26 protein-coding genes and 1 riboswitch are annotated in these 26,034 nt (G+C 71.5%); of the genes, 14 read left to right on the top strand and 12 right to left on the bottom strand.

Translation table 11 applies throughout. From position 1 onward, the window contains the following. Window positions 1–4 precede the first annotated feature (4 nt). Both ACFZDA_RS09220 and ACFZDA_RS09225 read right to left on the bottom strand, forming a co-directional pair. On the bottom strand, window positions 5–1,393 hold the full coding sequence (locus tag ACFZDA_RS09220) for a trehalose-6-phosphate synthase (protein WP_391077302.1): 1,389 nt from the start codon (window positions 1,391–1,393) through the stop codon (window positions 5–7). 73 nt (window positions 1,394–1,466) lie between these two features. Beyond that, on the bottom strand, window positions 1,467–2,411 hold the full coding sequence (locus ACFZDA_RS09225; RefSeq protein ID WP_391077305.1) for a glucosyl-3-phosphoglycerate synthase: 945 nt from the start codon (window positions 2,409–2,411) through the stop codon (window positions 1,467–1,469). Window positions 2,412–2,591: 180 nt separating this feature from the next. Further along, window positions 2,592–2,747, top strand: a riboswitch (SAM riboswitch). A gap of 18 nt (window positions 2,748–2,765) precedes the next feature. On the opposite strand from ACFZDA_RS09225, the gene thrC reads away from it, so the two are divergent. From thrC to ACFZDA_RS09255, 6 genes are all read left to right on the top strand, one after another. Further along, window positions 2,766–4,052 (top strand): threonine synthase, encoded by a 1,287-nt coding sequence (gene thrC / locus ACFZDA_RS09230; RefSeq protein ID WP_391077308.1) that lies wholly within the window; start codon window positions 2,766–2,768, stop codon window positions 4,050–4,052. A 130-nt stretch (window positions 4,053–4,182) separates the two neighbouring features. Then, window positions 4,183–4,458 carry a ubiquitin-like small modifier protein 1 gene (locus ACFZDA_RS09235; protein WP_010035955.1) on the top strand — a complete coding sequence of 92 codons (276 nt, stop codon included), beginning with the start codon at window positions 4,183–4,185 and terminating at the stop codon, window positions 4,456–4,458. Between the two features lie 447 nt (window positions 4,459–4,905). Next, on the top strand, window positions 4,906–5,109 hold the full coding sequence (locus tag ACFZDA_RS09240) for a cold-shock protein (protein ID WP_010035953.1): 204 nt from the start codon (window positions 4,906–4,908) through the stop codon (window positions 5,107–5,109). Window positions 5,110–5,450: 341 nt separating this feature from the next. Beyond that, window positions 5,451–7,073, top strand: a complete 1,623-nt coding sequence (groL, locus tag ACFZDA_RS09245; RefSeq protein WP_020271010.1) for a chaperonin GroEL — start codon at window positions 5,451–5,453, stop codon at window positions 7,071–7,073. A gap of 178 nt (window positions 7,074–7,251) precedes the next feature. Continuing rightward, window positions 7,252–8,382, top strand: a complete 1,131-nt coding sequence (locus tag ACFZDA_RS09250) for an NADH:flavin oxidoreductase (RefSeq protein ID WP_391077314.1) — start codon at window positions 7,252–7,254, stop codon at window positions 8,380–8,382. Between the two features lie 104 nt (window positions 8,383–8,486). Beyond that, on the top strand, window positions 8,487–10,043 hold the full coding sequence (locus ACFZDA_RS09255; RefSeq protein WP_391077316.1) for a carboxylesterase family protein: 1,557 nt from the start codon (window positions 8,487–8,489) through the stop codon (window positions 10,041–10,043). Window position 10,044: 1 nt separating this feature from the next. Here the strand turns inward: ACFZDA_RS09255 and ACFZDA_RS09260 are convergent, their stop codons facing one another. The 4 genes from ACFZDA_RS09260 to ACFZDA_RS09275 all read right to left on the bottom strand — a co-directional run bounded on the left by ACFZDA_RS09260 (window position 10,045) and on the right by ACFZDA_RS09275 (window position 12,740). Beyond that, window positions 10,045–10,614, bottom strand: coding sequence for a hypothetical protein (locus tag ACFZDA_RS09260; RefSeq protein WP_391077319.1), 570 nt, complete (start codon window positions 10,612–10,614; stop codon window positions 10,045–10,047). A 14-nt stretch (window positions 10,615–10,628) separates the two neighbouring features. Further along, the gene (locus ACFZDA_RS09265) at window positions 10,629–11,450 is read right to left on the bottom strand and encodes a hypothetical protein (protein WP_391077321.1); all 822 of its coding nucleotides are present in this window, start codon (window positions 11,448–11,450) and stop codon (window positions 10,629–10,631) included. 254 nt (window positions 11,451–11,704) lie between these two features. After that, window positions 11,705–11,917 carry a DUF397 domain-containing protein gene (locus tag ACFZDA_RS09270; RefSeq protein ID WP_391077325.1) on the bottom strand — a complete coding sequence of 71 codons (213 nt, stop codon included), beginning with the start codon at window positions 11,915–11,917 and terminating at the stop codon, window positions 11,705–11,707. Continuing rightward, a complete protein-coding gene (locus tag ACFZDA_RS09275; RefSeq protein WP_391077328.1) occupies window positions 11,901–12,740 on the bottom strand; it encodes a Scr1 family TA system antitoxin-like transcriptional regulator in 840 nt (279 codons plus the stop codon). Before ACFZDA_RS09275 ends, ACFZDA_RS09270 begins: the two co-directional genes overlap by 17 nt. A gap of 113 nt (window positions 12,741–12,853) precedes the next feature. On the opposite strand from ACFZDA_RS09275, the gene ACFZDA_RS09280 reads away from it, so the two are divergent. Together ACFZDA_RS09280 and ACFZDA_RS09285 are read left to right on the top strand one after the other, a co-directional pair. Next, window positions 12,854–13,099, top strand: a complete 246-nt coding sequence (locus ACFZDA_RS09280; RefSeq protein WP_391078591.1) for a hypothetical protein — start codon at window positions 12,854–12,856, stop codon at window positions 13,097–13,099. Window positions 13,100–13,233: 134 nt separating this feature from the next. Continuing rightward, window positions 13,234–15,258 (top strand): hypothetical protein, encoded by a 2,025-nt coding sequence (locus ACFZDA_RS09285; RefSeq protein WP_391077331.1) that lies wholly within the window; start codon window positions 13,234–13,236, stop codon window positions 15,256–15,258. On the opposite strand, the gene murQ is transcribed toward ACFZDA_RS09285, so the two are convergent. Together murQ and ACFZDA_RS09295 are read right to left on the bottom strand one after the other, a co-directional pair. Then, window positions 15,255–16,196 carry an N-acetylmuramic acid 6-phosphate etherase gene (gene murQ / locus ACFZDA_RS09290; RefSeq protein WP_391077334.1) on the bottom strand — a complete coding sequence of 314 codons (942 nt, stop codon included), beginning with the start codon at window positions 16,194–16,196 and terminating at the stop codon, window positions 15,255–15,257. The genes ACFZDA_RS09285 and murQ overlap by 4 nt on opposite strands. A gap of 63 nt (window positions 16,197–16,259) precedes the next feature. Then, a complete protein-coding gene (locus ACFZDA_RS09295) occupies window positions 16,260–17,231 on the bottom strand; it encodes an SIS domain-containing protein (RefSeq protein WP_391077337.1) in 972 nt (323 codons plus the stop codon). Between the two features lie 55 nt (window positions 17,232–17,286). Between ACFZDA_RS09295 and ACFZDA_RS09300 the strand changes: the two genes are divergently transcribed. Together ACFZDA_RS09300 and ACFZDA_RS09305 are read left to right on the top strand one after the other, a co-directional pair. Beyond that, entirely contained in the window at window positions 17,287–17,670 is a 384-nt protein-coding gene (locus tag ACFZDA_RS09300) for a hypothetical protein (RefSeq protein ID WP_391077340.1), read from the top strand. Further along, window positions 17,667–17,954 (top strand): DUF4031 domain-containing protein, encoded by a 288-nt coding sequence (locus ACFZDA_RS09305; RefSeq protein ID WP_391077343.1) that lies wholly within the window; start codon window positions 17,667–17,669, stop codon window positions 17,952–17,954. Before ACFZDA_RS09300 ends, ACFZDA_RS09305 begins: the two co-directional genes overlap by 4 nt. Here the strand turns inward: ACFZDA_RS09305 and ACFZDA_RS09310 are convergent. Together ACFZDA_RS09310 and ACFZDA_RS09315 are read right to left on the bottom strand one after the other, a co-directional pair. Continuing rightward, on the bottom strand, window positions 17,927–18,979 hold the full coding sequence (locus tag ACFZDA_RS09310) for a GNAT family N-acetyltransferase (RefSeq protein WP_391078539.1): 1,053 nt from the start codon (window positions 18,977–18,979) through the stop codon (window positions 17,927–17,929). The genes ACFZDA_RS09305 and ACFZDA_RS09310 overlap by 28 nt on opposite strands. Window positions 18,980–19,013: 34 nt before the next feature. After that, window positions 19,014–19,676 carry a hypothetical protein gene (locus tag ACFZDA_RS09315; protein ID WP_391077346.1) on the bottom strand — a complete coding sequence of 221 codons (663 nt, stop codon included), beginning with the start codon at window positions 19,674–19,676 and terminating at the stop codon, window positions 19,014–19,016. 47 nt (window positions 19,677–19,723) lie between these two features. On the opposite strand from ACFZDA_RS09315, the gene ACFZDA_RS09320 reads away from it, so the two are divergent. Together ACFZDA_RS09320 and ACFZDA_RS09325 are read left to right on the top strand one after the other, a co-directional pair. Beyond that, window positions 19,724–20,401, top strand: coding sequence for a maleylpyruvate isomerase family mycothiol-dependent enzyme (locus ACFZDA_RS09320; RefSeq protein WP_391077348.1), 678 nt, complete (start codon window positions 19,724–19,726; stop codon window positions 20,399–20,401). A gap of 118 nt (window positions 20,402–20,519) precedes the next feature. After that, entirely contained in the window at window positions 20,520–21,212 is a 693-nt protein-coding gene (locus ACFZDA_RS09325) for a copper homeostasis protein CutC (RefSeq protein ID WP_391077351.1), read from the top strand. Between the two features lie 176 nt (window positions 21,213–21,388). Here ACFZDA_RS09325 and ACFZDA_RS09330 read toward each other — a convergent pair whose 3' ends face one another. Further along, window positions 21,389–23,431 carry a UvrD-helicase domain-containing protein gene (locus ACFZDA_RS09330; protein WP_391077354.1) on the bottom strand — a complete coding sequence of 681 codons (2,043 nt, stop codon included), beginning with the start codon at window positions 23,429–23,431 and terminating at the stop codon, window positions 21,389–21,391. 365 nt (window positions 23,432–23,796) lie between these two features. Here ACFZDA_RS09330 and ACFZDA_RS09335 point away from each other — a divergent pair, with 365 nt between their 5' ends. Continuing rightward, complete coding sequence (locus ACFZDA_RS09335; RefSeq protein WP_391077356.1) at window positions 23,797–23,985, top strand: hypothetical protein; 189 nt, start codon at window positions 23,797–23,799, stop codon at window positions 23,983–23,985. Between the two features lie 21 nt (window positions 23,986–24,006). On the opposite strand, the gene ACFZDA_RS09340 is transcribed toward ACFZDA_RS09335, so the two are convergent. Continuing rightward, on the bottom strand, window positions 24,007–25,647 hold the full coding sequence (locus ACFZDA_RS09340; protein ID WP_391077359.1) for a DNA repair helicase XPB: 1,641 nt from the start codon (window positions 25,645–25,647) through the stop codon (window positions 24,007–24,009). A 113-nt stretch (window positions 25,648–25,760) separates the two neighbouring features. Between ACFZDA_RS09340 and ACFZDA_RS09345 the strand changes: the two genes are divergently transcribed. Beyond that, window positions 25,761–26,003 carry a recombinase family protein gene (locus ACFZDA_RS09345; RefSeq protein WP_391077362.1) on the top strand — a complete coding sequence of 81 codons (243 nt, stop codon included), beginning with the start codon at window positions 25,761–25,763 and terminating at the stop codon, window positions 26,001–26,003. Window positions 26,004–26,034: the final 31 nt, after the last annotated feature.

Consider the following 26,034-nt stretch of genomic DNA (forward strand, 5'->3'; position numbering starts at 1 on the left):
GCGCTCAGCCCCTCAACGCGTCGAGCTGGTCCAGGAACCACTGCGCCGGCGGCAGTGCCGTCGCCGCCGCGGCCAGGCGCTTGCTGCGCTCGGCCCGCTCCTCCGGGCGCATCGACAGCGCCTCGTGCAGGGCCGCCGCCGTGCCCGTGACGTCGTAGGGGTTCACCGCGATCGCGTCCTCGGCCAGCTCCTCGAACGCCCCGGCCTCCCGCGACAGCACCAGGGCGCAGCCCCCGTCGGAGACGACCGGGACCTCCTTGGCGACGAGGTTCATGCCGTCCCGGATGGGGTTGACGAGCGCCACGTCGGCCAGCCGGTACGCGGCCAGGGAGCGGGCGAAGTCGTCCTTGAGGTTGAGGACGACCGGGGTCCATCCCGGCGTCCCGAACTCGGCGTTGATCTCCTCCGCGACCCGCTGCACCTCGGCCGTGTACTCCCGGTACACCGCGAGGTCCTGGCGCGACGGATACGCGAAGGCCACGTGCACCACGCGCTCGCGCCACTCGGCGTGGGTCTGAAGCAGCCGGCGGTAGGCCAGCAGGCCGCGCACGATGTTCTTCGACAGCTCCGTGCGGTCGACCCGCACGATGGTGCGGCGGCCCTCGCCGATCTCCTCCCGGAGCGCGGCCATCCGCTCCTCGACGTCCTGCTCGTGCGACCGCTTCCGCAGGAAGTCCGCGTCGGCCCCCAGCCCGTGCACGCCGATCCGCGTGCCCCCGAGCCCGCCGGCGAACTGCTCGGCGCACGCCGTGAACGCGTCGGCCCAGCGCCGCGTGAGAAAGCCCAGCCGGTCCGCGCCCAGCATGCCGCGCAGCACCTGCCCGGCCACGTCGTCCGGCAGCATCCGGAAGTACTCGGGCGGCGCCCACGGCGTGTGCGAGAAGTGGCCGATCCTCAGGTCCGGCCGCAGCTCGCGGAGCATGCCAGGCACCAGCGTCAGGTGGTAGTCCTGCACCACGACCGCCGCGCCCCGTGCCGCCTCCTCGGCCAGCGCCTCGGCGAACGCCCGGTTGTACGTCTCGTAGGACGCCCACTGGCGCCGGAACTCCGCGTCGAAGACCGGCTCCAGCGGCGTCTGGTAGATCATGTGGTGCACGAACCACAGCACCGAGTTGGCGATGCCGTTGTACGCGTCGGCGTGCACGTCGGCCGGGATGTCCAGCATCCGCACGCCGTCCTCGCCGACGCCCCGCCGGACCGCCTCGCGGTCGCCGTCGGACAGCGCCGAGCACACCCACAGCGCGTCGGCGTCCGAGCCGATCGCGGACAGGCCCGAGACCAGTCCGCCGCCGCCCCGCTTGGCGTTCAGCGAACCGTCCTCGCCCACCGCGTACGAAACAGGACCGCGGTTGGACGCCACCAGCACCTGTGCAGCACCGTACGTCGAAGCCATACGCCTCAACCTAGCCCGGCCCGGAAACGCTCAAACGTGCGGCCCCGCCCCATCCGGCCGAAAACGACCCCGGTCAGGCCGCTCTCCGCGCCTGGTACTCGGCGATCTCCGCCATCGGCGGACGCTCCTCGGTGTCCACGGAGTACGTGCGCGGCTCGAAGCCGTCGCCGTCGCGCTCGAACTGCGTCAGGGACGGCCGGATCAGATGCCCGCGGGCCAGCCGCAGCTGGGCCGTGCGGTAGATGGCGGCGGCCATCCGGCCCAGCGCCTGGCCGTCCTGGTGCCGGTGCTTGCGCACCCCGACGTCCACCTGGGCGAGGGCGTCCAGGCCCACCAGGTGCAGCGCGTCGACCAGCATGCCCAGCTCGATGCCGTAGCCGACCGGGAACGGCAGCTGCTCCAGCAGCGAGCGGCGGGCCGCGTACTCGCCGCCGAGCGGCTGCACGAACCCGGCCAGCTGGGGCCAGTGCATGTTGAGCAGCGGGCGGGCCATCAGCTCCGTGACCCGGCCGCCCTGCCCGGCCGCCCCGCCGAGCGGACGGTCGTACATGCCCTTCACCAGGGCGACGTCCGGGTCGGTGAGCAGCGGGCCCACGATCCCGGAGACGAACTCGGACGAGAAGTCCCTCAGGTCCGCGTCGATGAAGCAGACGATGTCCCCGCGCGTGACGAGCAGCGAGCGCCACAGCACCTCGCCCTTGCCGGGCACGGCCGGGATCCGCGGGATGATCTCGTCGCGGTGCACCACCGTCGCGCCCGCGGCGGCGGCCACCTCCGACGTGCGGTCGGTCGACCCCGAGTCGACGACGACCAGCTCGTCGACGAGCGGCACCTGCCGCATCAGGTCATGGCGGATGATCGCGGCGATGTCACCGACCGTCTCCTCCTCGTTGAGCGCGGGCAGCACCACACTCACCGTCTGGCCCGTGCGCTGCTTGGCGGCCAGGATCTGGTGGAGCGGACGATCGGTCGCTGACCAGGACCGGGTGCTCAGCCAGCGCTCGACTTCTTCCAGCACCGTGGCGGCTCCTCTGCGTACTCTCGGCGGGACGGACTGCCCGCCGCGGTAGCGGCTGACGGGTACAGTCATCTCGCGGTTCGGACGACTATCTCAACTGTCCTGGTCGTCGGTTACAGTCTTGAACAACGCGGATGACCATCGCATGTCCGGGGTCAGCCGTTGTTTACAACCGAATACAGCTCATCCAGAGGGGCAGAGGGATACGGCCCGATGAAGCCCCGGCAACCCTCCAGCCGATACTCGTAGGTCACTGTCGACCGCTCCGCGAGGCTCCCGGCTCGGGAAGGTGCCAAATCCGTCTCACGGCGAGATGCGTCGTGAGGAAGATGAGGAGAAAGGGCCTCGCCTCACATGGCTGTGCAGACTGTTGCAAGCACCACCGACTCCACCGTAGACCTCGGCCCCGCCGCCGCCCTGAGCTGCCGCGAGTGCGGCCACCGCGTACCCCTCGGCCCGGTCTTCGCGTGCGAGGAGTGTTTCGGCCCGCTGGAGATCGCCTACGACTTCTCGGCCTACGACACCGAGGAACTCCGCAAGCGGATCGAAGCGGGACCCGCGAACATCTGGCGCTACGCCCCGCTGCTGCCGGTCCCGGCCGACGTGGCGACGAAGCCGAACATCAACCCGGGCTGGACCCAGCTCGTCAAGGCCGACAACCTCGCGCGTGAGCTGGGTGTCGACGCCGGCAAGCTCTTCATCAAGGACGACTCCGGCAACCCCACGCACTCCTTCAAGGACCGGGTCGTCGCCCAGGCCCTGGAGGCCGCCCGCGCCTTCGGCTTCACCACGCTGTCCTGCTCCTCCACCGGCAACCTCGCCGGTGCCGTGGGCGCCGCGGCGGCCCGCGCCGGCTTCCGCTCCTGCGTGTTCATCCCGCACGACCTGGAGCAGGGCAAGGTCGTCATGGCCGCGGTCTACGGCGGCGAGCTCGTCGGCATCCAGGGCAACTACGACGACGTGAACCGCTTCTGCTCCGAGCTGATCGGCGACCCGGCCGGCGAGGGCTGGGGCTTCGTCAACGTCAACCTGCGGCCGTACTACGCGGAGGGCTCCAAGACCCTGGCGTACGAGATCTGCGAGCAGCTCGGCTGGCAGCTCCCCGACCAGATCGTGGTGCCGATCGCCTCCGGCTCGCAGCTCACGAAGATCGACAAGGGGCTGCAGGAGCTGATCAGGCTCGGGCTGGTCGAGGACAAGCCCTACAAGATCTTCGGCGCGCAGGCCGAGGGCTGCTCGCCGGTGTCGACGGCGTACAAGGCCGGGCACGACGTCGTACGCCCCCAGAAGCCGGACACGATCGCCAAGTCGCTGGCGATCGGCAACCCGGCGGACGGGCCGTACGTGCTCGACATCGCGCGGCGTACGGGTGGTGCGGTGGAGGACGTCAACGACGAGCAGGTCGTCGACGCGATCAAGATTCTCGCCCGGACCGAGGGCATCTTCGCGGAGACCGCCGGTGGGGTGACCGTGGGCGTGGCGAAGAAGCTGATCGAGAACGGGGTGCTCGACCCGTCGTTGACGACCGTGGTGCTGAACACGGGGGATGGTCTGAAGACGCTGGATGCGGTGGCCGGGACGGGGCTTACTGCGACCATTCGTCCCAACCTGGATTCGTTCCGTGAGGCGGGGCTCGTTTAGGGCTTCGTACTTGCTGCGGGCCGGACGGGGCTGGTCGCGCCCACGCGGCGGAGCCGAACATCGACACAGCCCCGCGCCCCTAGGTGCGCCCCCAGCCGTAGCTTCAATCAAAACCGGAGGTCATACCCCGATGAGCGTCACCGTTCGTATCCCCACCATCCTGCGTACCTACACCGGCGGGCAGGCCGAGGTCGCCGCCGAGGGGGCGACCCTCGGCGAGGTCATCGCCGATCTGGAGAAGAACCACACCGGGATCGCCGCCCGGGTGCTGGACGACCAGGGCAAGCTGCGCCGGTTCGTCAACGTGTACGTCAACGACGACGACGTGCGGTTCGAGCAGGGTCTGGAGACGGCGACGCCGGACGGCGCCGGGGTGTCGATCATCCCCGCCGTCGCGGGTGGCTGAACCGGTCGACCGGCTTGATTGTTACCTTCGGTAACGGCGGTCACTGAGAGTTCATCGAATTGCCCCCTCCGTGAGAGAAGCGGAGGGGGCAATTCTGTGTGATTGAGCGCGGTACAGTTGGGGAACGCAGCGCCGATCTCCCGATCGGGAGCCCTGGATTCCCGCCGCGCGCCCGACAAGATGTAGCCAAAGTGTGTGTATCTTTCGCGGCTTTCGTTCCTTTTGTGTGGCCCGACTTGCCCTGAAGTCTGGCGAATTCTCCCTACATTCCGGACCCCGCGCGTCCAGAATTCTCGTCCGATTGACCTGTTGCAGACGGCAGTTGGACAGATACATTCGGCCGCGGTCGACGCGTTCCGGCGCACGCCCCCAACCGTGGGGGGTGAGGTCTGACCCGGGTCCGCGAAGTGTGGATCTGTGCAAGGGCCAGTAATAGGGGAGTTAGGCATGGCTCAGGGCACCGTCAAGTGGTTCAACGCGGAGAAGGGGTACGGCTTCATCGCGGTCGACGGTGGTGCGGATGTTTTCGTCCACTACAGTGCGATCCAGATGGACGGCTACCGCACCCTGGAAGAGGGCCAGCGGGTCGAGTTCGAGATCTCGCAGGGCCAGAAGGGACCGCAGGCCGACATGGTTCGCGTCTCTGCCTGAACGCGCACCACGACCAAGCGCAAGCGACCGGTCTTCTCTGAAGGGCCCGCACCCCCCGGGGTGCGGGCCCTTCGGCCTGCCCGTGGCCTGCGGGCCGAGCCGGGTGCGCCCTGTTCGCCGGAGGCTGAGCGCCCGCCCGAACCGTGGGAGTCGCTTGCACTCGCCATGCCCGAGTGCTAATCATTGCGTTAGCACTCTGAAGGTGAGAGTGACAACGTAAGGACCGGGTCGGTGAGGCCCGCAGGCCGGGTGGGAAGGAACCACGAGGTCGGCGAGCCGTCCGTCGCGGGCGCGGGCGCGGTCCGAAGTAATCACCCCCAGTCCTGGAGGGACCACTTCACATGGCCAAGATCATCGCGTTCGACGAGGAGGCGCGGCGCGGCCTCGAGCGCGGCATGAACCAGCTCGCGGACGCCGTCAAGGTGACGCTCGGCCCCAAGGGCCGCAACGTCGTCCTCGAGAAGAAGTGGGGCGCCCCCACGATCACCAACGATGGTGTGTCCATCGCCAAGGAGATCGAACTCGAGGACCCGTACGAGAAGATCGGCGCCGAGCTGGTCAAGGAAGTCGCCAAGAAGACGGACGACGTCGCCGGTGACGGTACGACCACCGCGACCGTGCTCGCCCAGGCCCTGGTCAAGGAAGGCCTGCGCAACGTAGCCGCCGGTGCCAACCCGATGGCCCTCAAGCGCGGTATCGAGCGCGCCGTCGAGGCCGTCTCCGCCGCCCTGCTGGAGCAGGCGAAGGACGTCGAGACCAAGGAGCAGATCGCCTCCACGGCCTCCATCTCCGCCGCCGACACCCAGATCGGCGAGCTCATCGCCGAGGCGATGGACAAGGTCGGCAAGGAAGGCGTCATCACCGTCGAGGAGTCCCAGACCTTCGGTCTGGAGCTGGAGCTCACCGAGGGTATGCGCTTCGACAAGGGCTACATCTCGGCGTACTTCGCCACCGACATGGAGCGTATGGAGGCCGTCCTCGACGACCCGTACATCCTGATCGCCAACTCGAAGATCAGCAACGTCAAGGACCTGCTGCCGCTCCTCGAGAAGGTCATGCAGTCCGGCAAGCCGCTGCTGATCATCGCCGAGGACGTCGAGGGCGAGGCCCTGTCGACCCTGGTCGTCAACAAGATCCGCGGCACCTTCAAGTCCGTCGCCGTCAAGGCCCCGGGCTTCGGCGACCGCCGCAAGGCGATGCTGCAGGACATCGGCATCCTCACCGGCGGCGAGGTGATCTCCGAGGAGGTCGGCCTCAAGCTGGAGAACGCCACGATCGACCTCCTGGGCAAGGCCCGCAAGGTCGTCATCACCAAGGACGAGACCACCATCGTCGACGGTGCCGGCTCCGCCGAGCAGGTCCAGGGCCGGGTCAACCAGATCCGCGCCGAGATCGAGAACAGCGACTCGGACTACGACCGCGAGAAGCTGCAGGAGCGCCTGGCGAAGCTGGCCGGCGGCGTGGCCGTCATCAAGGCCGGTGCCGCCACCGAGGTGGAGCTCAAGGAGCGCAAGCACCGCATCGAGGACGCCGTCCGCAACGCCAAGGCGGCCGTCGAGGAGGGCATCGTCGCCGGTGGTGGCGTGGCCCTGCTGCAGGCCTCCCAGGTCTTCGAGAAGCTGGAGCTGGAGGGTGACGAGGCGACCGGCGCCAACGCCGTGAAGCTCGCGCTGGAGGCCCCGCTGAAGCAGATCGCCGTCAACGGTGGTCTCGAGGGCGGCGTCGTCGTGGAGAAGGTCCGCAACCTCCAGGTCGGCCACGGCCTGAACGCCGCGACCGGTGAGTACGTCGACATGATCGCCGAGGGCATCATCGACCCGGCGAAGGTGACCCGTTCCGCGCTGCAGAACGCCGCCTCCATCGCCGCGCTGTTCCTCACCACCGAGGCCGTCATCGCCGACAAGCCGGAGAAGGCCGCCGCGCCCGCCGGCGGCGGCATGCCGGGCGGTGACATGGACTTCTGATCGACCTGGTCGATCAACGTCCTTGCTGAGGGCGGCACTCCCTGTTCCGACAGGGGGTGCCGCCCTCGGGCGTGTCCGGGATCACAGTGCGGACGGGATGAGGTGGCCGGGGCCGGATGGTTGGACCGTACGTCTTATGCGTATGCACATACTGTCCGGTATCAAGAGGAGCCCCCACGTGACCGTCGACGCCTCCGCCGCCTCCCGCGCCGCCGAAATCCTGTCCCGGCCCGTATCGCTGGGCGGCCTGACCGTCCCGAACCGGATCGCGATGGCGCCGATGACCCGCATGTTCTCCCCGGGCGGCATCCCCGGCGAGGACGTCGTCTCGTACTACGCGCGCCGTGCCGCAGCCGGTGTCGGCCTGATCGTCACCGAGGGCACCTACGTCGGCCACGAGTCGGCCGGGCAGAGCGACCGCGTGCCGCGGTTCCACGGCGAGGAGCAGCTCGCGGGCTGGGCGAAGGTCGCCGAGGCGGTGCACGCCGCGGGCGGCACGATCGTGCCGCAGCTCTGGCACATCGGCATGGTCCGCAACCAGGGCGAGCCCCCGGTCGCGGACGCCCCGGCCGTCGGCCCCTCCGGTCTGCGCATCGGCGCCACCGAACCCACCGGCAAGGCCATGACCCAGGCCGACATCGACGCCGTCATCGGCGCGTTCGCCGAGGCCGCGGCCGCCGCCGAGCGCATCGGCTTCGACGGCGTGGAGATCCACGGCGCCCACGGCTACCTGCTCGACCAGTTCCTGTGGGAGGGCACCAACCGCCGCGGCGACGCCTACGGCGGCGACCCGGTCGCCCGTGCCGCGTTCTCGGCGGAGATCGTCGCGGCCGTCCGCGAGACCGTCTCCGCCGACTTCCCCGTCATCTTCCGCTACTCGCAGTGGAAGCAGGAGGCCTACGACGCCCGCCTCGCCGAGACGCCCGAGGAACTGGAGGCCATCCTGACCCCGCTCGCGGCGGCCGGTGTCGACGCCTTCCACGCCTCCACCCGCCGCTACTGGGTGCCCGAGTTCGACGACTTGGACCTCAACCTGGCCGGCTGGACCAAGAAGCTCACCGGCAAGCCGACCATCACCGTCGGCTCGGTCGGCCTGAGCGGCGTCGACTTCCTCAAGTCCTTCCAAGGCGAGGGCGCCGAGGTCGGCGACCTCGACAACCTCCTGGACCGCTTCGAGCGCGACGAGTTCGACATGGTCGCCGTGGGCCGCGCCCTGCTCCAGGACCCGCAGTGGGCACAGAAGGTGCTGTCCGGCCGCTTCGACGAGCTGGCGCCGTACGACCCGGCGGCGCTGAAGACGCTCAGCTGATCCCCCGGGGGCGGTCCGCACCCGGGCCGCCCTGGTTTCCCTTGCGTCAGTCAAGGACACTGGCGGAGCGCCTGTTCACCGGCACCCCGTGAGGAGCTCCAGAGATGACGACGACCGAGTCCCACCCCCCGACCGGCCCCTTGGCCGGGCAGCCCGCACCGGTGGTGCGCACCACCGCCGGTGCGGTACGCGGCCGCACGGAGGAGGGCCTCACCGTCTACCGCGGCATCCCCTTCGCCGCGCCCCCCGTGGGCGAGGCCCGGTTCCAGGCACCGCGCCCCGCCCTCGCCTGGGACGGCGTACGGGACGCCTACGCCTTCGGCCCGCCGCCCCCGCAGGACCTCGGCAACCTGGCCGGACCGGGCCTGATCGACGTGCCCGAGGGCGACGAGTGGCTCACGGTCAACGTCTGGACTCCCGCACCCGACCGGGGCGCCCGCCGCCCGGTGATGGTGTGGATCTACGGCGGCGCCTACAAGCTCGGCCACGCCGGCAGCCCCGGCTACGACGCCCGGCGCATCGCGGCCGACGGCGACGTGGTGGTCGTGTCGCTCAACTACCGCGTGGGCATGGAGGGTTTCGCGTACATCGAGGGCGCTCCCGCCAACCGCGGGCTGCTCGACCAGGTGGCCGCCCTCGAATGGGTCCGGGACAACATCGAGGCGTTCGGCGGCGACCCCGGCCAGGTCACGGTCTTCGGTGAGTCGGCCGGTGCCGGTTCGGTCGCCTCGCTGCTCTCCATGCCGAGCGCGACCGGCCTGTTCCGGCGGGCGATCGCGCAGAGCGTGCCGGGGACGTTCTTCTCCGACGCACTGGCCCGTGACATCGGTGCCGCGCTCGCCGCGGAGGCGGGACTGCGTCCCACGGTCGCCGACCTGGCGACGATCCCGCCGCGCGAACTGACCTCGGCGGGTGAGTCGCTGAGCGCCAAGATGGCCGGGTACGTCGACCGCTGGGGCCAGGCGGCGCCGACGGTCACGCCCTTCTCGCCGGTCGTCGACGGCGAGGTCCTGCCGGTCACGCCCTGGCAGGCGCTGGCGGCCGGCGCGGCCAAGGACATCGACCTGATCGTCGGCCACAACCGCGACGAGTACCGCCTCTTCGTCGCCATGGCGGGACAGCTGGGCCAGATATCCGAGGAGCGGGCGACGGCGGCCCTCCGCCTCTTCGCCCCCGGCCCCGACGGCGAGCGGGACTACCGCACGGCCTTCCCCGACGCGACCCCCGGCGAACTGTACGAACGCGTCCAGACGGACTGGCTGTTCGCCATGCCCTCCCTGCACCTGGCCGAGGCGCAGCGCGCCGGCGGCGGACGGGCGCACGTCTACGAGCTGACCTGGCCGGCCCCGGGCAGCGGCGGCGCGCTGGGCGCCTGCCACGGCCTGGACATCCCCCTGCTGTTCGGCACGTACGGGGCGGACCTCGGGGCCCTGCTGTTCGCGGGCACGGAGCCGTCCGCCGAGGCCGAGGCGCTGTCGTCGCGCTTCCGGTCGTCCTGGACGGCGTTCGCGAGGACGGGGGACCCTGGCTGGCCGGCGTACGAGGAGACGGAGCGGCTGGTGCAGGTGCTGGACGCGGAGCCGACGGTGCGGGCGTACCCGGAGGAGACGTCGCGGCGGCTGTGGGAGGGCCACGACTTCTCCGCCCTGCCCCTGCTGTGAGCTACAGGTTGCCCATCGGCTCGATGTCGACCCTGACCGGTGTCCCCCACACGCGCAGCACCTCGTAGTCGGTGAACTCGTGCACCAGCCGGTACGCCATGGCGGCCCGGGGAGCCTTGCGCTGGGCGGCGATGTACAGCTCGGCCTCGCGGCGGTCCCGGCGCGGGGTGCCGCACAGCTGCCAGGTCTGGCCGGTCCACAGCTCCGGCAGCCAGCGCTGCTGGGGCTGGGGGCGGTCACCGCTGACGCCGTAGCGGGACTGGACCGGCTCGGTGGGCTGGTGATGCGGGGCGGGTCCGTTGAACTCCGCCCGGCGGGCGGCCCGGCGCCGGGTCTCGCACAGCAGGCACAGGTCGGGGGCGCCCTCGTCGACCGGGCCGTTCGGATGCTCGGGGCAGCGTGTGCTGGGCGCCGCGTTCGAGACGCTCTCCTCCAGCAGGTCCAGGGCGCGCTTCAGATCCGCCTTGACCTCGTGCAGCTTGGCGTCCGGGGTGTCGGAGGTGAGGGCTTCCCCATGCTCACCGAGCAGACGGAGGGCACGGCCGAGGGCGGTCAGCTGGGCATGGTTCATGGTGCCCATTGTCCTCAGTCTGCGTAGTCCTTGAGTTTGGCGGTGTCCTCTCGGCGTCGTTGGGCCATCGCGGCGCGGATCTGGGCCGCGCGGTCGTGAACCGTGGGGGCGGACAGGGGTGCGGGGGGTTGCGCGGGCGCGCGTTCGCCCCGGCAGGCGCTGCAACGCCCCCCTGGCAGGGTTTCCGGACGTCCCGGAGCGCCGCAGTTCGCGCACTCCAGGACCCGTAGGGGCGGACGTGGGGCGGGTGGGGGCGGAAGTTTGCTGGTCAGGCGGTTGCGGACCAGGGCGGCGGGGTGGTGGACGGGTGTCGGCAGGCCGGCCGTGAGGGCTCGCAGGATGTCGTCCTCCGAGGCGCCCCGAGTGAACCACTCCGTCACCAGCGGGGCGAGGGTCGTGCAATCGGCCTGGGAGAGGGACAGGACGGGCGCGGTACGGCCGAGGGCGGCGAGGAGGATATGGGCCCGGGAGCGGGTCGGACGCTGCTGCTTTGGTACGTCGCCGCGAGTGAAGGCGGCCCACCAGTCGTCATCCCGGGCGGTGCGGGTGAACCACGTTCGGGTGATCCAGCGGGAGCTGCCGTCGTCCGCCGTCACGCACTCCTGACCCCGGCGCAGGTGGCCTGCCCGCTGGATGCGGTTGAGGGCTGTGCCCAGGGCGCACTGGCCGTACGGGAGCTGTTTGGCCAGCGTCTTCACGGAGATGTCGGCGCCGTCGGGGAGGCGGTCGAGGTAGGCGGCGATGGCGGCTTCGCGGGGTGGGAGGTGTGCGAAGTCGTGCGGGGAGCGGGGGAGTTGGTCGGGGGCGGAGCGCTTGCCGTAACCCGGGTTCGCCATTGGGTGCGCGGACGGGGAGGCAGCACTAAGCTGGGACTCAGCCATGGGACCGAACTTGTCCTTCGATCTCGTTGGTTAAGCCCCCGCAGGTGTTGGCGCACCGAGCGGGGGCTGTTGCGTATGCGGGAACGGTAGAGGTACGTGACTGTCCGTGGCAAGCCGGATGCGTCACGTCAACTTGCCAGGGCGGGAGGGCGGGTTGAGGCCCTCCACCCGTTCCTTGAAAAGAGGGCTCGAAGCTCGGAGCCCGAAGCTCAGGCCGTCTCGTCCTTGAGGTTTGCGACGAACGCGGCCCAGGCGGTGGCCCGGAACACGAGCTTCGGGCCGTGGGGGTTCTTGGAGTCACGGACGGGGATGGCGGTGGGGAAGTCGTGGGTGGCTTCCAGGCAGTTGTCGCCGCTCCCGCCGCTGTAGCTGGACTTGTGCCAGGTGGCCGCGCGCAGGTCGGAGTCAGGAATGTTCCTCATGCTCGTAATCCTGGGCCATCGCTTCAAGCAGGGCTAGAGACTTCTCCGGCGAGACCGCGGAGGCCGCGAGGAACTCGTAGTAGAACCGGTACTCCGCGACGGTGGCGGGGTCGTCATCCAGCCGCCCGGTGCCAACGCCTTCCAGGTAGACCAGCGGGGGCGCGTCGTCGAAGTCCATCAGCTTGATGCACCCCTGCATGGCCGGGTGCGCCCCCGCGTCGAACGGCAGCACCTGCACGATGGCCCGGCTCCGGCGAGCCAGCTCGGTGATGTGCCACAGAGCCTCTGCCATAACCTCCGCCCCTCCTGTCACCCGACGCAACGCCGACTCGTCAATCACCGCCCACAACATCGGCTTTGTTGGATCGTCGAGGATGCGAGTCCGCTCCATGCGAGCGGCCACCCTCTTCTCGATCTCCTCATCGGGGGCCGTCGGCTGATAGGCGCGGCACACCGCCCGGGCGTAGGCGGGCGTCTGAAGCAGGCCGGGGATCAGCATCGACGTGTACTCCCTGATGGCCGCAGCCCGGGCCTCCGCCTCCGCCGCCTCCGCGAAATGCTCCGGATACTTCGACTTCGCCGCCGCCCCGCAGTTCCGCTGGAAGAAGTCCTCCGTCCCCAGCACCTCGTCCAGCAATCGCGCGTACTCCCGCTGCAACCTCCGCGTACCCGCCTCCAACTGCCCGATGAACGACCCGCTCACGAACAGCCGCTGTCCCAGTTCCTCCTGGCTGAGGCCGGCCTTCTCGCGGGCGTGGCGGAGTTCGGCGCCCAGGAGGGCCCGCGGGGAGGAGGACGGGTCGAGGTCCCTGGATCCGGGCATGGGCACTCCCTGTCGCACACATGGGGTTGTTGGAACGCCGTGTATGGCCAGGTTAGAGACCCCTCGGACACGCTGTGTGGTGAATCGCAAACTCAGTGTGGAGGTAGGGAAAGGTGCGTTCGACCGAAGAGATCGTGGAGTCGCTGCGGGACGCTCTCGCGGGAGTCGGTGTCGTGCTGCCGTCGCTGGGCATCGACCCCGTGAGCGGGGCGAGCAAGGAGCCGTTCGCCCTGGTCGATCTGGGGCGGTGCAATGTACGGACAGCCGAGCAGCTGACCGACGTACTGCGCTCGCTGCCCGTGCAGGAGACGCTGCGGGCTCGGGTGAGGCAGGTCAACCGGGAGTCGGAGTCACGGTGAAGTATTGGTGACCGGCAGGTGTACAACCATTCGCCCCCTCTCGTCGTCGAACTGGCGTACCGCGCGTACAGCGGCGTACGCCCCACCGCACGCCCTCCCGGAAGAGACGTTCTTTCCCCAGAGGAATCCTGTTCATGACGCTCCGTTGGCTGTGTGGTGTCCTGCGTGTGCGCGGGAAGACCGATCTGTTGCTCGTCCTGCTCTTCGCCGCCGGTTTCGCCGCCCTGCCCGTTTTCGCGTTGCTGCCGTCGCTGTGGGGCTTCGCGGCGGCCTCGGTCGTGAGTTACGTCGCGGACGAGGTGCTGCACGCGCGGTCGCCGTCCTTCGTGCGGCGGCTGGCCGCCTTGCAGCTGACCCGCACCATGCGGTTCACCGTGCGGACGGTGATGCTGCTCGCCCTGGCCGACCGCATGAACGCCTCGGACGCGGTGCTGGTGACCGCCCTGGCCGTGTTCAGCGCCCACTTCGCGCTGGTGACGCTGTACACGGCGGTGCATCACGCCGTCCGGCGGCGGCGCACGCTCCCGGTGGTGGTGCGCAACCTCGACATGAGCGGGGCGGGGATCCCGGCGGCGCCGCCCGCCTTCCTCTACCGGCGGTTCCTGCGCAAGCTGCTGCATCTCGACGTGCCCGCGCACGCCGGGCTGCTTGTCGCGCTGGCGGTCGGGGAGTGGACCCCTGCCGGCGTCGGCTTCGCGCTCACGGCCGGGCTGTCCGCGGTGGCCGTCGTGGCGCTGCTGGCGCAGTTGCGCCGGGCCCGCCGGATGCCCTCGGGGGGCGAGGTGATCGCGGAGGTCAACCGGCAACTGGGCGGGTACCGGCCGGAGGTGGCGCTGTACTTCAGCTTCGCGTCCGTGTCCCGGGACTTCATGTACCAGGTCAACATGTGGATCGAGACGCTGGAACAGCTCGACCGGCGGCCGTTGATCATCCTGCGGGAGCGGGCCTCGTTCCGTTATCTGAGCCGTACGCGGCTGCCGGTGGTGTGCGTGCCGAAGGCCGATGACGTGGCGCAGCTGGAGCTGCCCGAGCTCCGGGTCGTCCTCTACCCCGGCAACGCGGGCAAGAACGTGCACATGCTGCGCGTCGCCGAGGCCAAGCACGTCTTCATCGGGCACGGCGACAGCGACAAGCTCGCCAGCAGCAACCGGGTGAGCAAGGTGTACGACGAGATCTGGGTGGCCGGGCGGGCCGGGCGGGACCGCTACCAGCGGGTGCGGCACGCCATCAGTGACGGGGCGATCGTCGAGGTGGGCCGTCCGCAGCTGTCGTCGATCCGGCTGCACGCGGACCATGTGCCCGGTCCGCTGCCGGTCGTGCTGTACGCGCCGACCTGGGAGGGCTGGAGCGACGACGACTGCCACACGTCCCTGATCCCGATGGGCGTGACGCTGGTGGAGAGACTGCTCGCGGAGAACGTACGGGTCGTCTACAAGCCGCATCCCCTCACCGGCAAGCGCTCCCGCGCGGCCGCCGAAGCGGACCGGGCCGTCCGGCAGCTGCTGCGCGCGGACAACGAGCGGCGTGACGCGGAGCGGGCGGCCGCCGCGGTCGCCGCCGCGAAGCCGCGGCTCGCCGAGATCCAGGCCCGCCTCGCCGAGCTGTCCGGGCGGCTCGCCGGCGACGACGCCGAGCAGACCCGTGCGGCGCGCCTCCCCGGCCTGGACGGGGAGGCCGAGTGGCACGAGCTGCGTGCCGAGTGGCACCGGATCTTCTGGGAGAGCCGGGGCCCCGTCCGGCACAACGTGGTGGTCGGGCAACTGCCCACGCTGTACGAGTGCTTCGACCAGGCCGACCTGCTCATCAGCGACGTGTCGTCCGTGGTCGCGGACTTCGTGGCGAGCCTCAAGCCGTACGTGCTGACCAATGCGGCCGACCTGCCCGACGCGGAGTTCCGGGCCGCGTACACCACCGCCGGGGGCGCCTACCTGCTCGACCGGGACTGCGCGCGTCTGCCGGAGATCCTGCGTTCGGTCCGCGATCCGCGCCACGACCCGATGGCCGCCGACCGCCGGGTCCTCAAGGAGTACGTCCTGGGCCCGGACCGCCCCACCTCGATGGAGCGTTTCAACGCGGCCGTCAACGCCCTGGCCGGCAAGGCCGCGACGGAGCACGAGGAGTGGCGAGGGGAGGGGCCGAGGGTCGCCGTCGGGCTCTAGGGTGTGCCCGTCGCCGCCGCCAGGGCCGCGCGGAGGTGGCCGTCACAGTCCGCCAGCAGGCGGGTCGCCGTCGGGCCGTCCACGTCGGCCAGGAGGGTCAGGATCGCGTTCTTCACCTCGCCGTCGGTGGCCGCCAGCGCCCGTTCGATCTCCTCGTCCGAGGCGCCGGTGGCGAGGGCGACGATGCGGTGGGAGCGGGCGCGCAGTTTGTCGTTGGAGGCGCGGACGTCGACCATCAGGTTTCCGTAGGTCTTGCCCAGGCGGATCATCGTGATCGTCGAGAGCATGTTCAGGACGAGCTTCTGTGCCGTGCCGGCCTTCAGCCGGGTGGAGCCGGTGAGCAGTTCGGGGCCCACGACGATCTCGATGCCGTGCTCGGCGGCGGCCGCGAGCGGGCTGCCGGGGTTGCAGGCCAGGCCGATGGTGAGGGAGCCGTGGGCGCGGGCGTACTCGACGGCGCCGATGGCGTAGGGGGTGCGGCCGGAGGCCGAGACGCCGACCACCGTGTCGTCCGGGGTCAGGCCGAGGGGCTCCAGGTCGGCACGGGCCAGTTCCCGGGAGTCCTCCGCGCCCTCCACGGAGGTGGCCATGGCCTGCGGGCCGCCCGCGATCAGGCCGACGACCCGGGCGGGGTCGGTGTTGAAGGTGGGCGGGCACTCGGAGGCGTCCAGGACGCCCAGCCGGCCCGCCGTGCCGGCCCCCGCGTAGACCAGGCGGCCGCCCCGGGCCATCCGTTCGGCCAGGGCGTCGATCGCGGCGGCGATCTCGGGCAGCCGGGCCGCGACCGCCCCGGCGACGGTGGCGTCCTCGCCGTTCATCAGCCGCGCGATGTCGAGGGTGGGCAGCCGGTCGATGCCGGCCAGCTCCGGCCGGAAGGCCTCGGTGGTCAGGGACTCCAATTCGGCTCTGAGCTCTTGGGAATCGGAGGTGGAGGTCATGGGACGGCTCTTTTCCGTGTCTTTCCGGTGTGTGCCGGCGGGGCCGGTTCGAGCGGGGCCGGTTCAGGGGCGGTGCCGGTGGGCCAACGCCTCGTACGACGCCGAGAGTGCCGGCGCCGCCGTCTCGTACGTCCGCTGCGCGACCCCCACGAACAGGCAGTCCACCACGAGAAGCTGTCCGGTCCGGGAGGACATCGCCGCGGGACGCAGCTCGCTCTCCCGGGCCGTGGACGTGGTGAGGACGTGGTCGGCGTACTGCGAGACCGGGCCGCCCGGGCGGCCGGTGATCGCCACCGTCGTCGCCCCGCGCTCGAAGGCGACCCGCAGCGGCTCGATGACGTCCCCCGTCGACCCGGAGTGCGTGATGGCGATCGCGACATCGCCCGCGCGCAGTTGCACGGCGTTGGTGACGGCCAGGTGCGGGTCGCTGTGGGCGTGCGCGACCAGCCCTATGCGCAGCAGCTTCTGCGTGAGGTCCTGGGCGACCAGGCCGGACGCCCCGACGCCGTACACGTCCGTGCGGCGGGCGGCGGTCAGCGCGGTGACGGCCGCGCCCAGTTGGGCGGTGTCGAGGCCGGCGGCGGTGTCGGCCAGGGTCTGCTGCTCGTCGTAGGCGAGCTTCGCGACCACGTCGGCGATGGGGTCGTCGACCGCGATGTCCGTGGTGATGGCGGGCGCGCGGCCGGACTGCTGATGGGCGGCGAGGCCGGCGAGGGCCAGGCGCAGGTCCCGGTAACCCGGATAGCCCAGCAGCCGTGCGGTGCGTACGACGGTCGCCTCGCTGGTGCCGGTGAGCTCGGCGAGGCCGGTGACCGTGAGGGCCGCGCAGCCGGCCGGGTCGCCCGCGACGGCCTCGGCGACGCGCTGCATCGAACGCGTCATCGACGGGCCCAGCGTGCGCACCTTGGCCGCGAGGGCGGCGGGGGCGGGCGGGGTGCCGAGCGTGCCGGCCATGGCACCCGCACCGCCCGTGCCGTCCCGGCCGCCGGCACCGCCGCTTTCACTGTGGAAAGTTTCCTTCACTCTTCGGGTCACATCTGAAAGATATTTTCGGCTCGGCGTCGCGGTCAAGAGTGCGCACAATGGGGGCATGGACCCCATCAGCCCCCTGGAGCAGGCACTGCACGCCGCGCGCGCCCTCGTGCTGGCCGACCTCGTCGCGGGACGCGTCGCCGAGGCGGACGTCGTCTCCCTGGTCGAGGAGTCCGTCGTGCAGCGGCGATGGTGGGTCGAGCAGTGGCCGGAGGGCGCGCAGTACGTCGCCGGTCTGGTCGCGCAGGACGTGCAGGACGCCCTGCTGGAGCGCTACGGCCGCTGGCCGCTGTGCCCGGTGTGCGGCACCGGCGACCCGCACGCGCTGGACGTGCAACCGGAGTTGGGGCCCGACCCGCACTGGGTGTGCAGCGAGGCGGGCGTGAAGGTCGCGGCGGTCGGCTCGCTGAGTGAGGCGCTCGGCGGAGCGGCTTCCTCGTGACCGTCTATGTCGACCCACCGACCTGGCCCGGCCACGGCCGCATGTGGTCCCACCTGATCAGCGACGTCTCGTACGAGGAACTGCACGCCTTCGCCGAACGCCTCGGCGTGCCCCGGCGGGCCTTCGAGCGCGACCACTACGACATCCCCGACCAGCGGTACGCGGACGTCGTGGCGGCCGGGGCCGTGGAGGTCAGCAGCCGCGAGGTGGTGCGGCTGCTGCACGGGGCGGGGCTGCGCCGGCCGAAGGGGCGGACTCAGCCGCGCGGTTCGCGCAGCTCGTAGCCGACCTGCTCGGTGTCCTCCGCCACGACCTGGAACCCGGTGCGGGCGAGGACGCGGTGCGAGGGCGCGTTGTCCCGCTCCACGTTCGCGACGACGGTCCGCACCTCGTCCCGGGACAGCGCCCACGCCGACAGCGCGCGCAGCGCCTCGGTGGCGTAACCGTGGCCACGGGCCGCTTCGACCAGGTCGTAGCCGACCTCCACCCGCCCCGACGCGTCCGGCACGCTGTGGAAGCCCATGGCGCCGAGCGCGCGGCCGTCCTCCCGCCGGACCAGGACGTACATGCCCCACTCGGGCCGGTGGACGCCGTCCTCGTACTGCTTGAACACCAGCCCGGAGCCCACCCGGGTGCCCTCGACCGGGCCGCCGTCGAGCCACTCGAAGCCGCCGTCGCCGACCGTGGCGAGATCGCCCGCCGCCGCCGGGGTGACGCCCTGGAGGGTGAGCCGGCCGGTGGGGATCACGTGGTTGTTGCTCCACCGCCACTCGGTGACCGGCTCCCGGCCGGGCAGATCGCCGCGGCCGGTGGCCCACAGCAGGGTCCGCCACGGGGTGGGGCCGGGCTGGACCTGCGGGAAGATCCGGGTGAGGACGAAGTCGCACAGCTCGGGGGCCGGTTCGTACGCCAGGCCCAGGCCCTCGGCCAGGTCGTGGGTGTGCAGCAGCACCTCGGCCACGCCCATCGCGGCGAACCCCTCACGGTTCGCGCTGCGGAACGGATACGGATGGAAGGCCCGGACCTCGCGCGGGGTGGTGCGGATCGCGGCGGCGAACAGGGCGCCCATCGTGCGGATCACCCGCAGCGTGCCCGCGTTGTCCGTCCCCTCCTCCAGCGAGATCTCGAACGGCGCGTACGCCTCCTGCTCGCGCCCCGCCAGCTGCCCCGCGTACCCGATGAGGTCCTCGGCGATGTGCACCGCCGTCTCCCGGCAGCTCCACTCCAGCCGCCCGGCCCGCACCGCCTCCCAGTCCCGGTCGGTGACCGCCCCCAGCAGGCCCACGCACTCGTCGACGGCCCGCTCCACCTGTTCCGCGCCCGTTGTCCACATGCCGGGCAGGTTACGAGGCGTCGTCGGGCGGAAGCGACAGCATTTCCAGCTCGGCGGTGAGGTTGTAGCGGGCGGTCGCCTCCCACTCCGATGCTCCGTACGGCGTCCTGAACAGCCTCGGCAGATCGAGGAGTTGGCCCAGGATCGCCGCGCGGCCCGTGCGGAAGGCCTCGTTCGGGACGAAGTGGTACTCCTCGCGGACGGCGGCGGTGTAGGCGGCGTAGGCCGACGGGGGCGAGGCGAGGATCGCCAGGTCGGCGTCGCACAGGACCTGGCCGTCGGGGTCGGAGTCGGCGGGGTCGTGGCCGACGGTGAGGCGGACCAGGCGGGCCACCTCGGCGGTCTTCGCGGCGGGCACGCCGGCCTCGGGCAGGGCGCGTTCGGCCAGGCGGGCGGAGCGTTCCTCGTTCTCGGAGCGCTCGGGCAGGTAGACGGCGTCGTGGAACCAGGCGGCCAGCCGGACCACGTCCGGGTCGCGGGCGTACTTCTCCAGTGCGTCGATGTGGTCCAGGACCGCCGCCAGGTGCGCCACCGTGTGGTAGCGGCGCTGCGGCTCCTGCCAGCGGCCGAGCAGGTCGTCGGCGTACGGGACCGGGTCCGGACCGGCGGCCGGGCCCCGGGCCGCTTCCAGGGTGCGGACGAAGCGGACACGGAGGGCGTCGATATCGGCCATGGGGGCATTCTCCCGCTCGGCGGGGCCAGGCACCTAGCGTGGGGTCCATGACGACTCCTGCTGATGTGCACGACGTACGGGACCCCGAACAGCCCGGGAGGCTGCTCGCGATCGAGCGTGACGCGCTGATCCCGCTGCTCCGGGGGAGGACCGAGGAGGACTTCGCGCTGCCCGTGGGGGCCTGTCCGGGCTGGTCGGTGCGGTCGGTGCTGGCGCACTGCTCGGCCGCGCTCACCCGGGTGGTGGAGAACCGGTTCGAGGAGGGCGTGTTCTCGCCCGAGTCGAACGACCGGGACATCGCCGAGCGGGACGGCTGGAGCAACGCCCGGGTGGTCGACGAGCTGGAGCGCGGCATGACCGAGGCCGGGCCGGTGATCGCCGGGGCGGGCGGGAAGCTGGACGCTCTCGCGCTGGGGGAGTGGGTGCACGCCGGGGACGTCCGCGACGCCTTCGGCGAGCCCGGGGCGTACGGCGGGGCCGGGCTGCCGGACGCGCTGGCGCTGCTCGCCCGGATCACCCGCGAGCGGGGGCATGTGCCGCTGCACGCCGACCTCGACGACCTGGACGAACCCCTGCGGCTCGGGGAGAGCGGCGGGGAGCGGCCCCCGGGCCGTTTCATCGGGGACGGGCCGACCCTGGTGCGGCTGTACACGGGGCGGCCGGCCGGCGGGGCCGAGTTCGAGCTGGTCGGGGTGGAGGCGAAGGACCTGAACATCTTCGGATGAGCCGGGCCCCCGGGGCGTGGGATGCGGCGGGAGCGGGCAGCGTAGTCTTGATTGGACTAGACCTGTTTGGGTTCAGACCTGCTGTCGTACGCCGACGCCATGCCGACGAAGGGGCCCCATGAGCAAGCGTGCAGTCCTGGAGGTGATCGCCCTCGGCGTCGAGGACGCGGTCGCCGCCCGGGCCGGAGGCGCGGACCGGCTGGAGCTGGTCACCGACATGGCGGCCGACGGGCTCACCCCGTCGGCCGCCACCGTCGCCGGGATCCGCCGGGCCGTCGACCTCCCGCTGCGGGTGATGCTCCGCCTCGCCGACGGCTTCGCGGCCGGGGACGTCGACCGGCTTGCCGGGGTGGCCGCCGGGCTGCGGGAGGCCGGGGCCGAGGAGTTCGTGCTGGGGTTTCTCGACGCGGAGGGTGGGGTGGATCTGGCGGCTGTGGAGCGGGTTGTGGGGGCGTTGGACGGCTGCCCCTGGACCTTCCACCGGGCCATCGACCGGGCCGCCGACCGGGACGCCCTGCGCAAGCAGCTGGACGGGATGCCCGGGCTGGACACGTACCTGACGGCCGGCTCGGCGAACGGGGTCGACGACGGGCTCCCCGTACTGCTCGCGGAGGCGGGGCGGGCCGGGCAGCCGGGGTATGGGCAGCGGTTGCTGGTGGGGGGTGGGTTGCGGCTGGAGCATGTGCCGGTGCTGCGGGGCGCGGGGGTGGACGCCTTTCACATCGGTGGGGCGGTGCGGCCGGGGGGATGGGGGGAGCCGGTGTCGGCGGCGGCGGTGGCCGAGTGGCGGGCTGCGGTGGACGGCGGTTGAGCGGTGGCGTCAGCCCGCGGGCAGTCGTGCCGCTGAGGCGGCACGGGTGGGCGCGGGCGGCAATCCCGCTGCGCCGGGTTGCGCCGCCGCCCCGCCATCAGCCGCTGCGCCGGGCGTCTGCGATGCGCGCCCGGGTGTCTGTGCCCCGTCCGCCCCAGCGGCACGATGTCCCGCGCTCAGGCGATCAACTGCGGCGGCAACGGCGCCGCGTGGGTCACCGTCAGGCCCGATACCGCCCTCGTCAGCGCTACGTACAGGCGGCGCAGGCCCGTTCGCTCGTCCGGTTCGCCGTCGACCACCGCCTGGGGTTCGTCCAGGACCACGTAGTCGTACTCCAGACCCTTCGCGAGCGACGCCGGGACCAGGGTCAGCCGGGTCTCCAGGGTCGTCTCCTCGCCCGGGCCGAGGTAGGCGATCCCGGCCTCCGTCAGGGCCGCCGCCAGTTCCGGGACCCTGGCGTCCGCCGCGATCAGGCCCGTCGAGCCCTCGTGGCGCAGCGACGCGCGGCAGGCGTCGACCACGTCGGCGGTGCCGGGGACCTCGCGGACCTCGAAGTGGCCCGGGTTCTCACGGATCGAGACCACCGGGGTGAGGCCCGGGGCGATGTGCGGGAGGAGCCGGGAGGCGTAGGTGATGACGTCCGTCGGCACGCGGAAACCGGCCGTCAACTCCTCCACCACCGCGTCCGCCTTGCCCAGGTGGGCCAGCGCCTCCTGCCAGCTCCGGGTCGCCCACGGCGTGGTGCCCTGCGCCAGGTCGCCGAGGACGGTCGCGCTGCCGGTGGTGCAGCGGCGGCCGACCGCCCGGTACTGCATGGGGGACAGGTCCTGCGCCTCGTCGAGGACGACATGGCCGAGCGAGTGCGTGCGCTGGATCAGGTCGGTGGCCTCGTCGATGAGCACGGCGTCGGCGGCGGACCACGTGGCGGACCTGACGCTGCGCGCCGGCTTCGCCCACAGCACCGCCTTCTGCTCCTCCTCGTCGAGGATCCCCTCCGCGTGCTCGGCGAGGAAGTCCGCGTCCGACAGCAGGCGCAGCACCAGCTTCGCCGGGTCGACGGCCGGCCAGACCGCCTTGACGGCCGCCTTGACCGCGCTGTTGCGGGCCACCGCGTCCTGCACCCGGTCGTCCGGCGCCTCCCCCGAGCGCTCCATCTGCACCAGCACGGCGTGCGCGATGCGCTGCGGAAGGGCCTCGCGGGCGGCGCCGTAGCGGATGTCGCGGTCGAGCAACTCGCGGACGATGTCCTGCAGTTCGTACGCCGCCACACGCCAGCGGCGGGAGCCGCGCACGACCACGACCGGTTCGGTGGGCATCGTGACGTGCGAGTAGAGGGCCCCGCGCAGCACCCGCGCCATGCGGGCGTCGCCCTTGACGACCGCGGCCGTCGCGTCGTCCGTCCCCTTGATCTCTACGTGTGCCACCAGGTCCTCGACGGTGGCCTGCCGCACCGTCAACTCGCCGAGCGTGGGTAGCACTTGCTCGATGTAGTGCAGGAAGGACCGGTTCGGCCCGATGACGAGCGTGCCGGTGCGGGCGAGGCGCTCGCGGTGGGCGTAGAGGAGGTAGGCGACCCGGTGCAGGCCGACGGCGGTCTTCCCGGTGCCCGGACCGCCCTGCACGCACACCGTGCCGGAGAGCCCCGACCGGACGATCTCGTCCTGCTCGGGCTGGATCGTCGCGACGATGTCCCGCATCGGCCCGACTCGCGGGCGCTCGATCTCCTGCTGGAGGAGTCTGCTGGTCCGGGCCGCCTCGCCCGGGTCCGACAGGCGCTCGTCCTCGTACGCCGTGAGGTCGCCGCCCGTGTAGCCGAAGCGGCGGCGCAGCGCGATGTCCATCGGGTCCTTCTTGGAGGCCCGGTAGAACGGCTGGGAGACCGGGGCGCGCCAGTCGATGACCATCGGGTCGCCGTCATGGTCGTGCACATGCCGCCGCCCGATGTAGAAGCGTTCCCCCTCCGCGCCCTCGGCCTGCTCGGCGCCGGGTGCGTGCAGATAGTCGAGCCGCCCGAAGAACAGCGGGGTGTCGCTGAGGTCGGCCAGGGCCTTGACGCGCTCCTCGATCTGGTGGGCCAGCACCGCCGCGTTGACCCAGTTCGCGGTGACGTCGCTGATGTCGAGGGCCTCGACGCCCTCGCGCATGGCACGCAGGGCGGAACGGGACGCGGCGAGGTGGGAGCGCTCACGGGAGAGCGGGTCGTCGACGGGCGTGGACAAGGGGGTGCCTCCGGAGGACCTGCTGAGAGATGGCGGTGAGATGCCGGCCGGTTTCCGTCCGGTCGGCGGCACTCCATGAGGAGGCGGGCAAGAGCGGAGATCCTAGAGGAGCGGGGGAGCCGACCGCCAATGGTTTTTCCCGCCCGGCGTTTCCCGTCCCGCGCTACCCGCCCCGCGTTTCCCGCCCCGCGTTTCCCGCCCCGCGTTTCCCGCCCCGCGTTTCCCGTCCCCGGTTTCCCATCCCCTAGGGGACGGGGCCCTCTTCCCTGAGGGGCCGGTGTCGGTCCGCAGGCGTACGGACGGAGCGCGCGGGTTCGGTCCTCAGGCCGACGCGGATTTTACGTACGGAAACGCACCATGGAGACATGAGCGCAGCAACCCTCTCCCCCGCCCCGGCGCCGGGCCGCCCGCCCGGCGCCACCGCCGTGGCAGGCAGCCACCGGCACCGCCTCGGCGATGCCCTGCGCGCCGTCAAGGTGTTCGCGGGCGCCGCCTTCGATGTGATCATCCTCGGCCAGTACGGCGAGGAAGTCGGCGTGGTCCGCCGCAAGTGAGCCGTGCGCGGCCCGCCTGCCTCAGCTGTCCGCGAGCAGCTCGTCCGCGTCCATGATCCGGTACGCGTACCCCTGCTCCGCCAGGAAGCGCTGGCGGTGCGCGGCGAAGTCCTGGTCGATCGTGTCCCGGGCGACCACCGAGTAGAAGTGGGCCTGGTGGCCGTCGGACTTCGGGCGGAGCACCCGGCCCAGCCGCTGGGCCTCCTCCTGGCGCGACCCGAACGTGCCGGACACCTGGATCGCGACCGTCGCCTCCGGCAGGTCGATCGAGAAGTTCGCGACCTTGGACACGACGAGCACGCTGATCTCGCCCTCCCGGAACGCGTCGAACAACTTCTCCCGCTGCGCGTTCGACGTCTCGCCCTTGATCACGGGCGCCCCGAGGTGCTCACCCAGCTCGTCGAGCTGGTCGATGTACTGGCCGATGACGAGGATCTGCTGCCCGGCGAAGCGGCGGACGATCGCCTCCGTGACCTTCCGCTTGGTGTCGGTCGTGGCACAGTAGCGGTACTTCTCCTCCGCCTCGGCCGTGGCGTACGCGAGCCGCTCCGCGTCCGTCAGATTGACCCGGACCTCCACACAGTCGGCGGGCGCGATGTAGCCCTGCGCCTCGATCTCCTTCCAGGGCGCGTCGAACCGCTTCGGCCCGATCAGGGAGAACACGTCCGACTCGCGCCCGTCCTCACGCACCAGCGTGGCCGTCAGGCCCAGCCGCCGCCGCGCCTGGAGATCCGCCGTGAACTTGAACACCGGCGCCGGCAGCAGATGCACCTCGTCGTAGACGATCAGGCCCCAGTCCCGGGAGTCGAACAGCTCCAGGTGCGGATAGACGCCCTTCCGCCTGGTCGTCAGCACCTGGTACGTGGCGATCGTGACGGGCCGGATCTCCTTCTTCGTCCCGCTGTACTCGCCGATCTCGTCCTCGGTGAGTGACGTCCGCCGCACCAGCTCGTGCTTCCACTGCCGGGCGGAGACCGTGTTCGTGACGAGGATCAGGGTCGTGGACTTCGCCTGCGCCATCGACCCGGCGCCGACCAGCGTCTTGCCCGCGCCACAGGGCAGGACGACCACGCCCGACCCGCCGTGCCAGAAGTTCTCCACGGCCTGCTTCTGGTACGGCCTCAGCGCCCAGCCGTCCTCGGCCAGCTCGATCGGGTGCGCCTCGCCGTCGACGTACCCGGCGAGGTCCTCGGCCGGCCAGCCCAGCTTCAGCAGCGTCTGCTTGATCTGCCCCCGCTCGGAGGGGTGCACGGCGACCGTGTCGGGGTCGATGCGGGCGCCGACCAGCGGCGCGATCCGCTTCGACTTCAGGACCTCCTCCAGCACCGGACGGTCGGTGGTCGTCAGGACCAGTCCGTGCGCCGGATGCTTGGAGAGGGTGAGCCGCCCGTAGCGGTCCATCGTCTCGGCGATGTCGACCAGCAGCGCGTGCGGCACCGGGTAGCGGCTGTACTGCACCAGCGCGTCCACGACCTGCTCGGCGTCGTGCCCCGCCGCCCGGGCGTTCCACAGGCCCAGCGGGGTCACCCGGTAGGTGTGGATGTGCTCCGGCGCCCGCTCCAGCTCCGCGAACGGGGCGATGGCCCGACGGCAGTCGCCGGCCTGCTCGTGGTCGACCTCCAGGAGCAGGGTCTTGTCGGACTGGACGATTAGGCAGGACACGCATACCTCCAGGGATAGATCGTCTTGTGACAGACACCGCACCCGTATCTGCCACGGCCCGGGCCATGCCCCGCGCTCGTCGCACGAAAGGCGTGGCGGCGAGCGCTCCCGGAATGCGCGCTGCCATCTACGTCGGCCTTTCGCGAGAAACACAAGAGTCTACGTCGCCCGAGCGGCAGCGTGCCGCCTGCGAGGCCCTGTGCGAGGCCCGAGGCTGGAAGGTCATGGCCGCCGCGGAGGACATCGACGTTTCAGGCTACTCCCGAGGCCTGGACCGCCCGGGGCTCCAGCGGATTCCCGCCCGTCTCACCGTCCTCGATGGCGGCGGCTCTATAGGAGCTCCTTTTCGATGCTGAGCCGCGGGATCGTGGGAGACTCGGGCCGCCT

The organism is Streptomyces sp. NPDC007991 (assembly GCF_042958445.1).
Classification (GTDB): domain Bacteria; phylum Actinomycetota; class Actinomycetes; order Streptomycetales; family Streptomycetaceae; genus Streptomyces.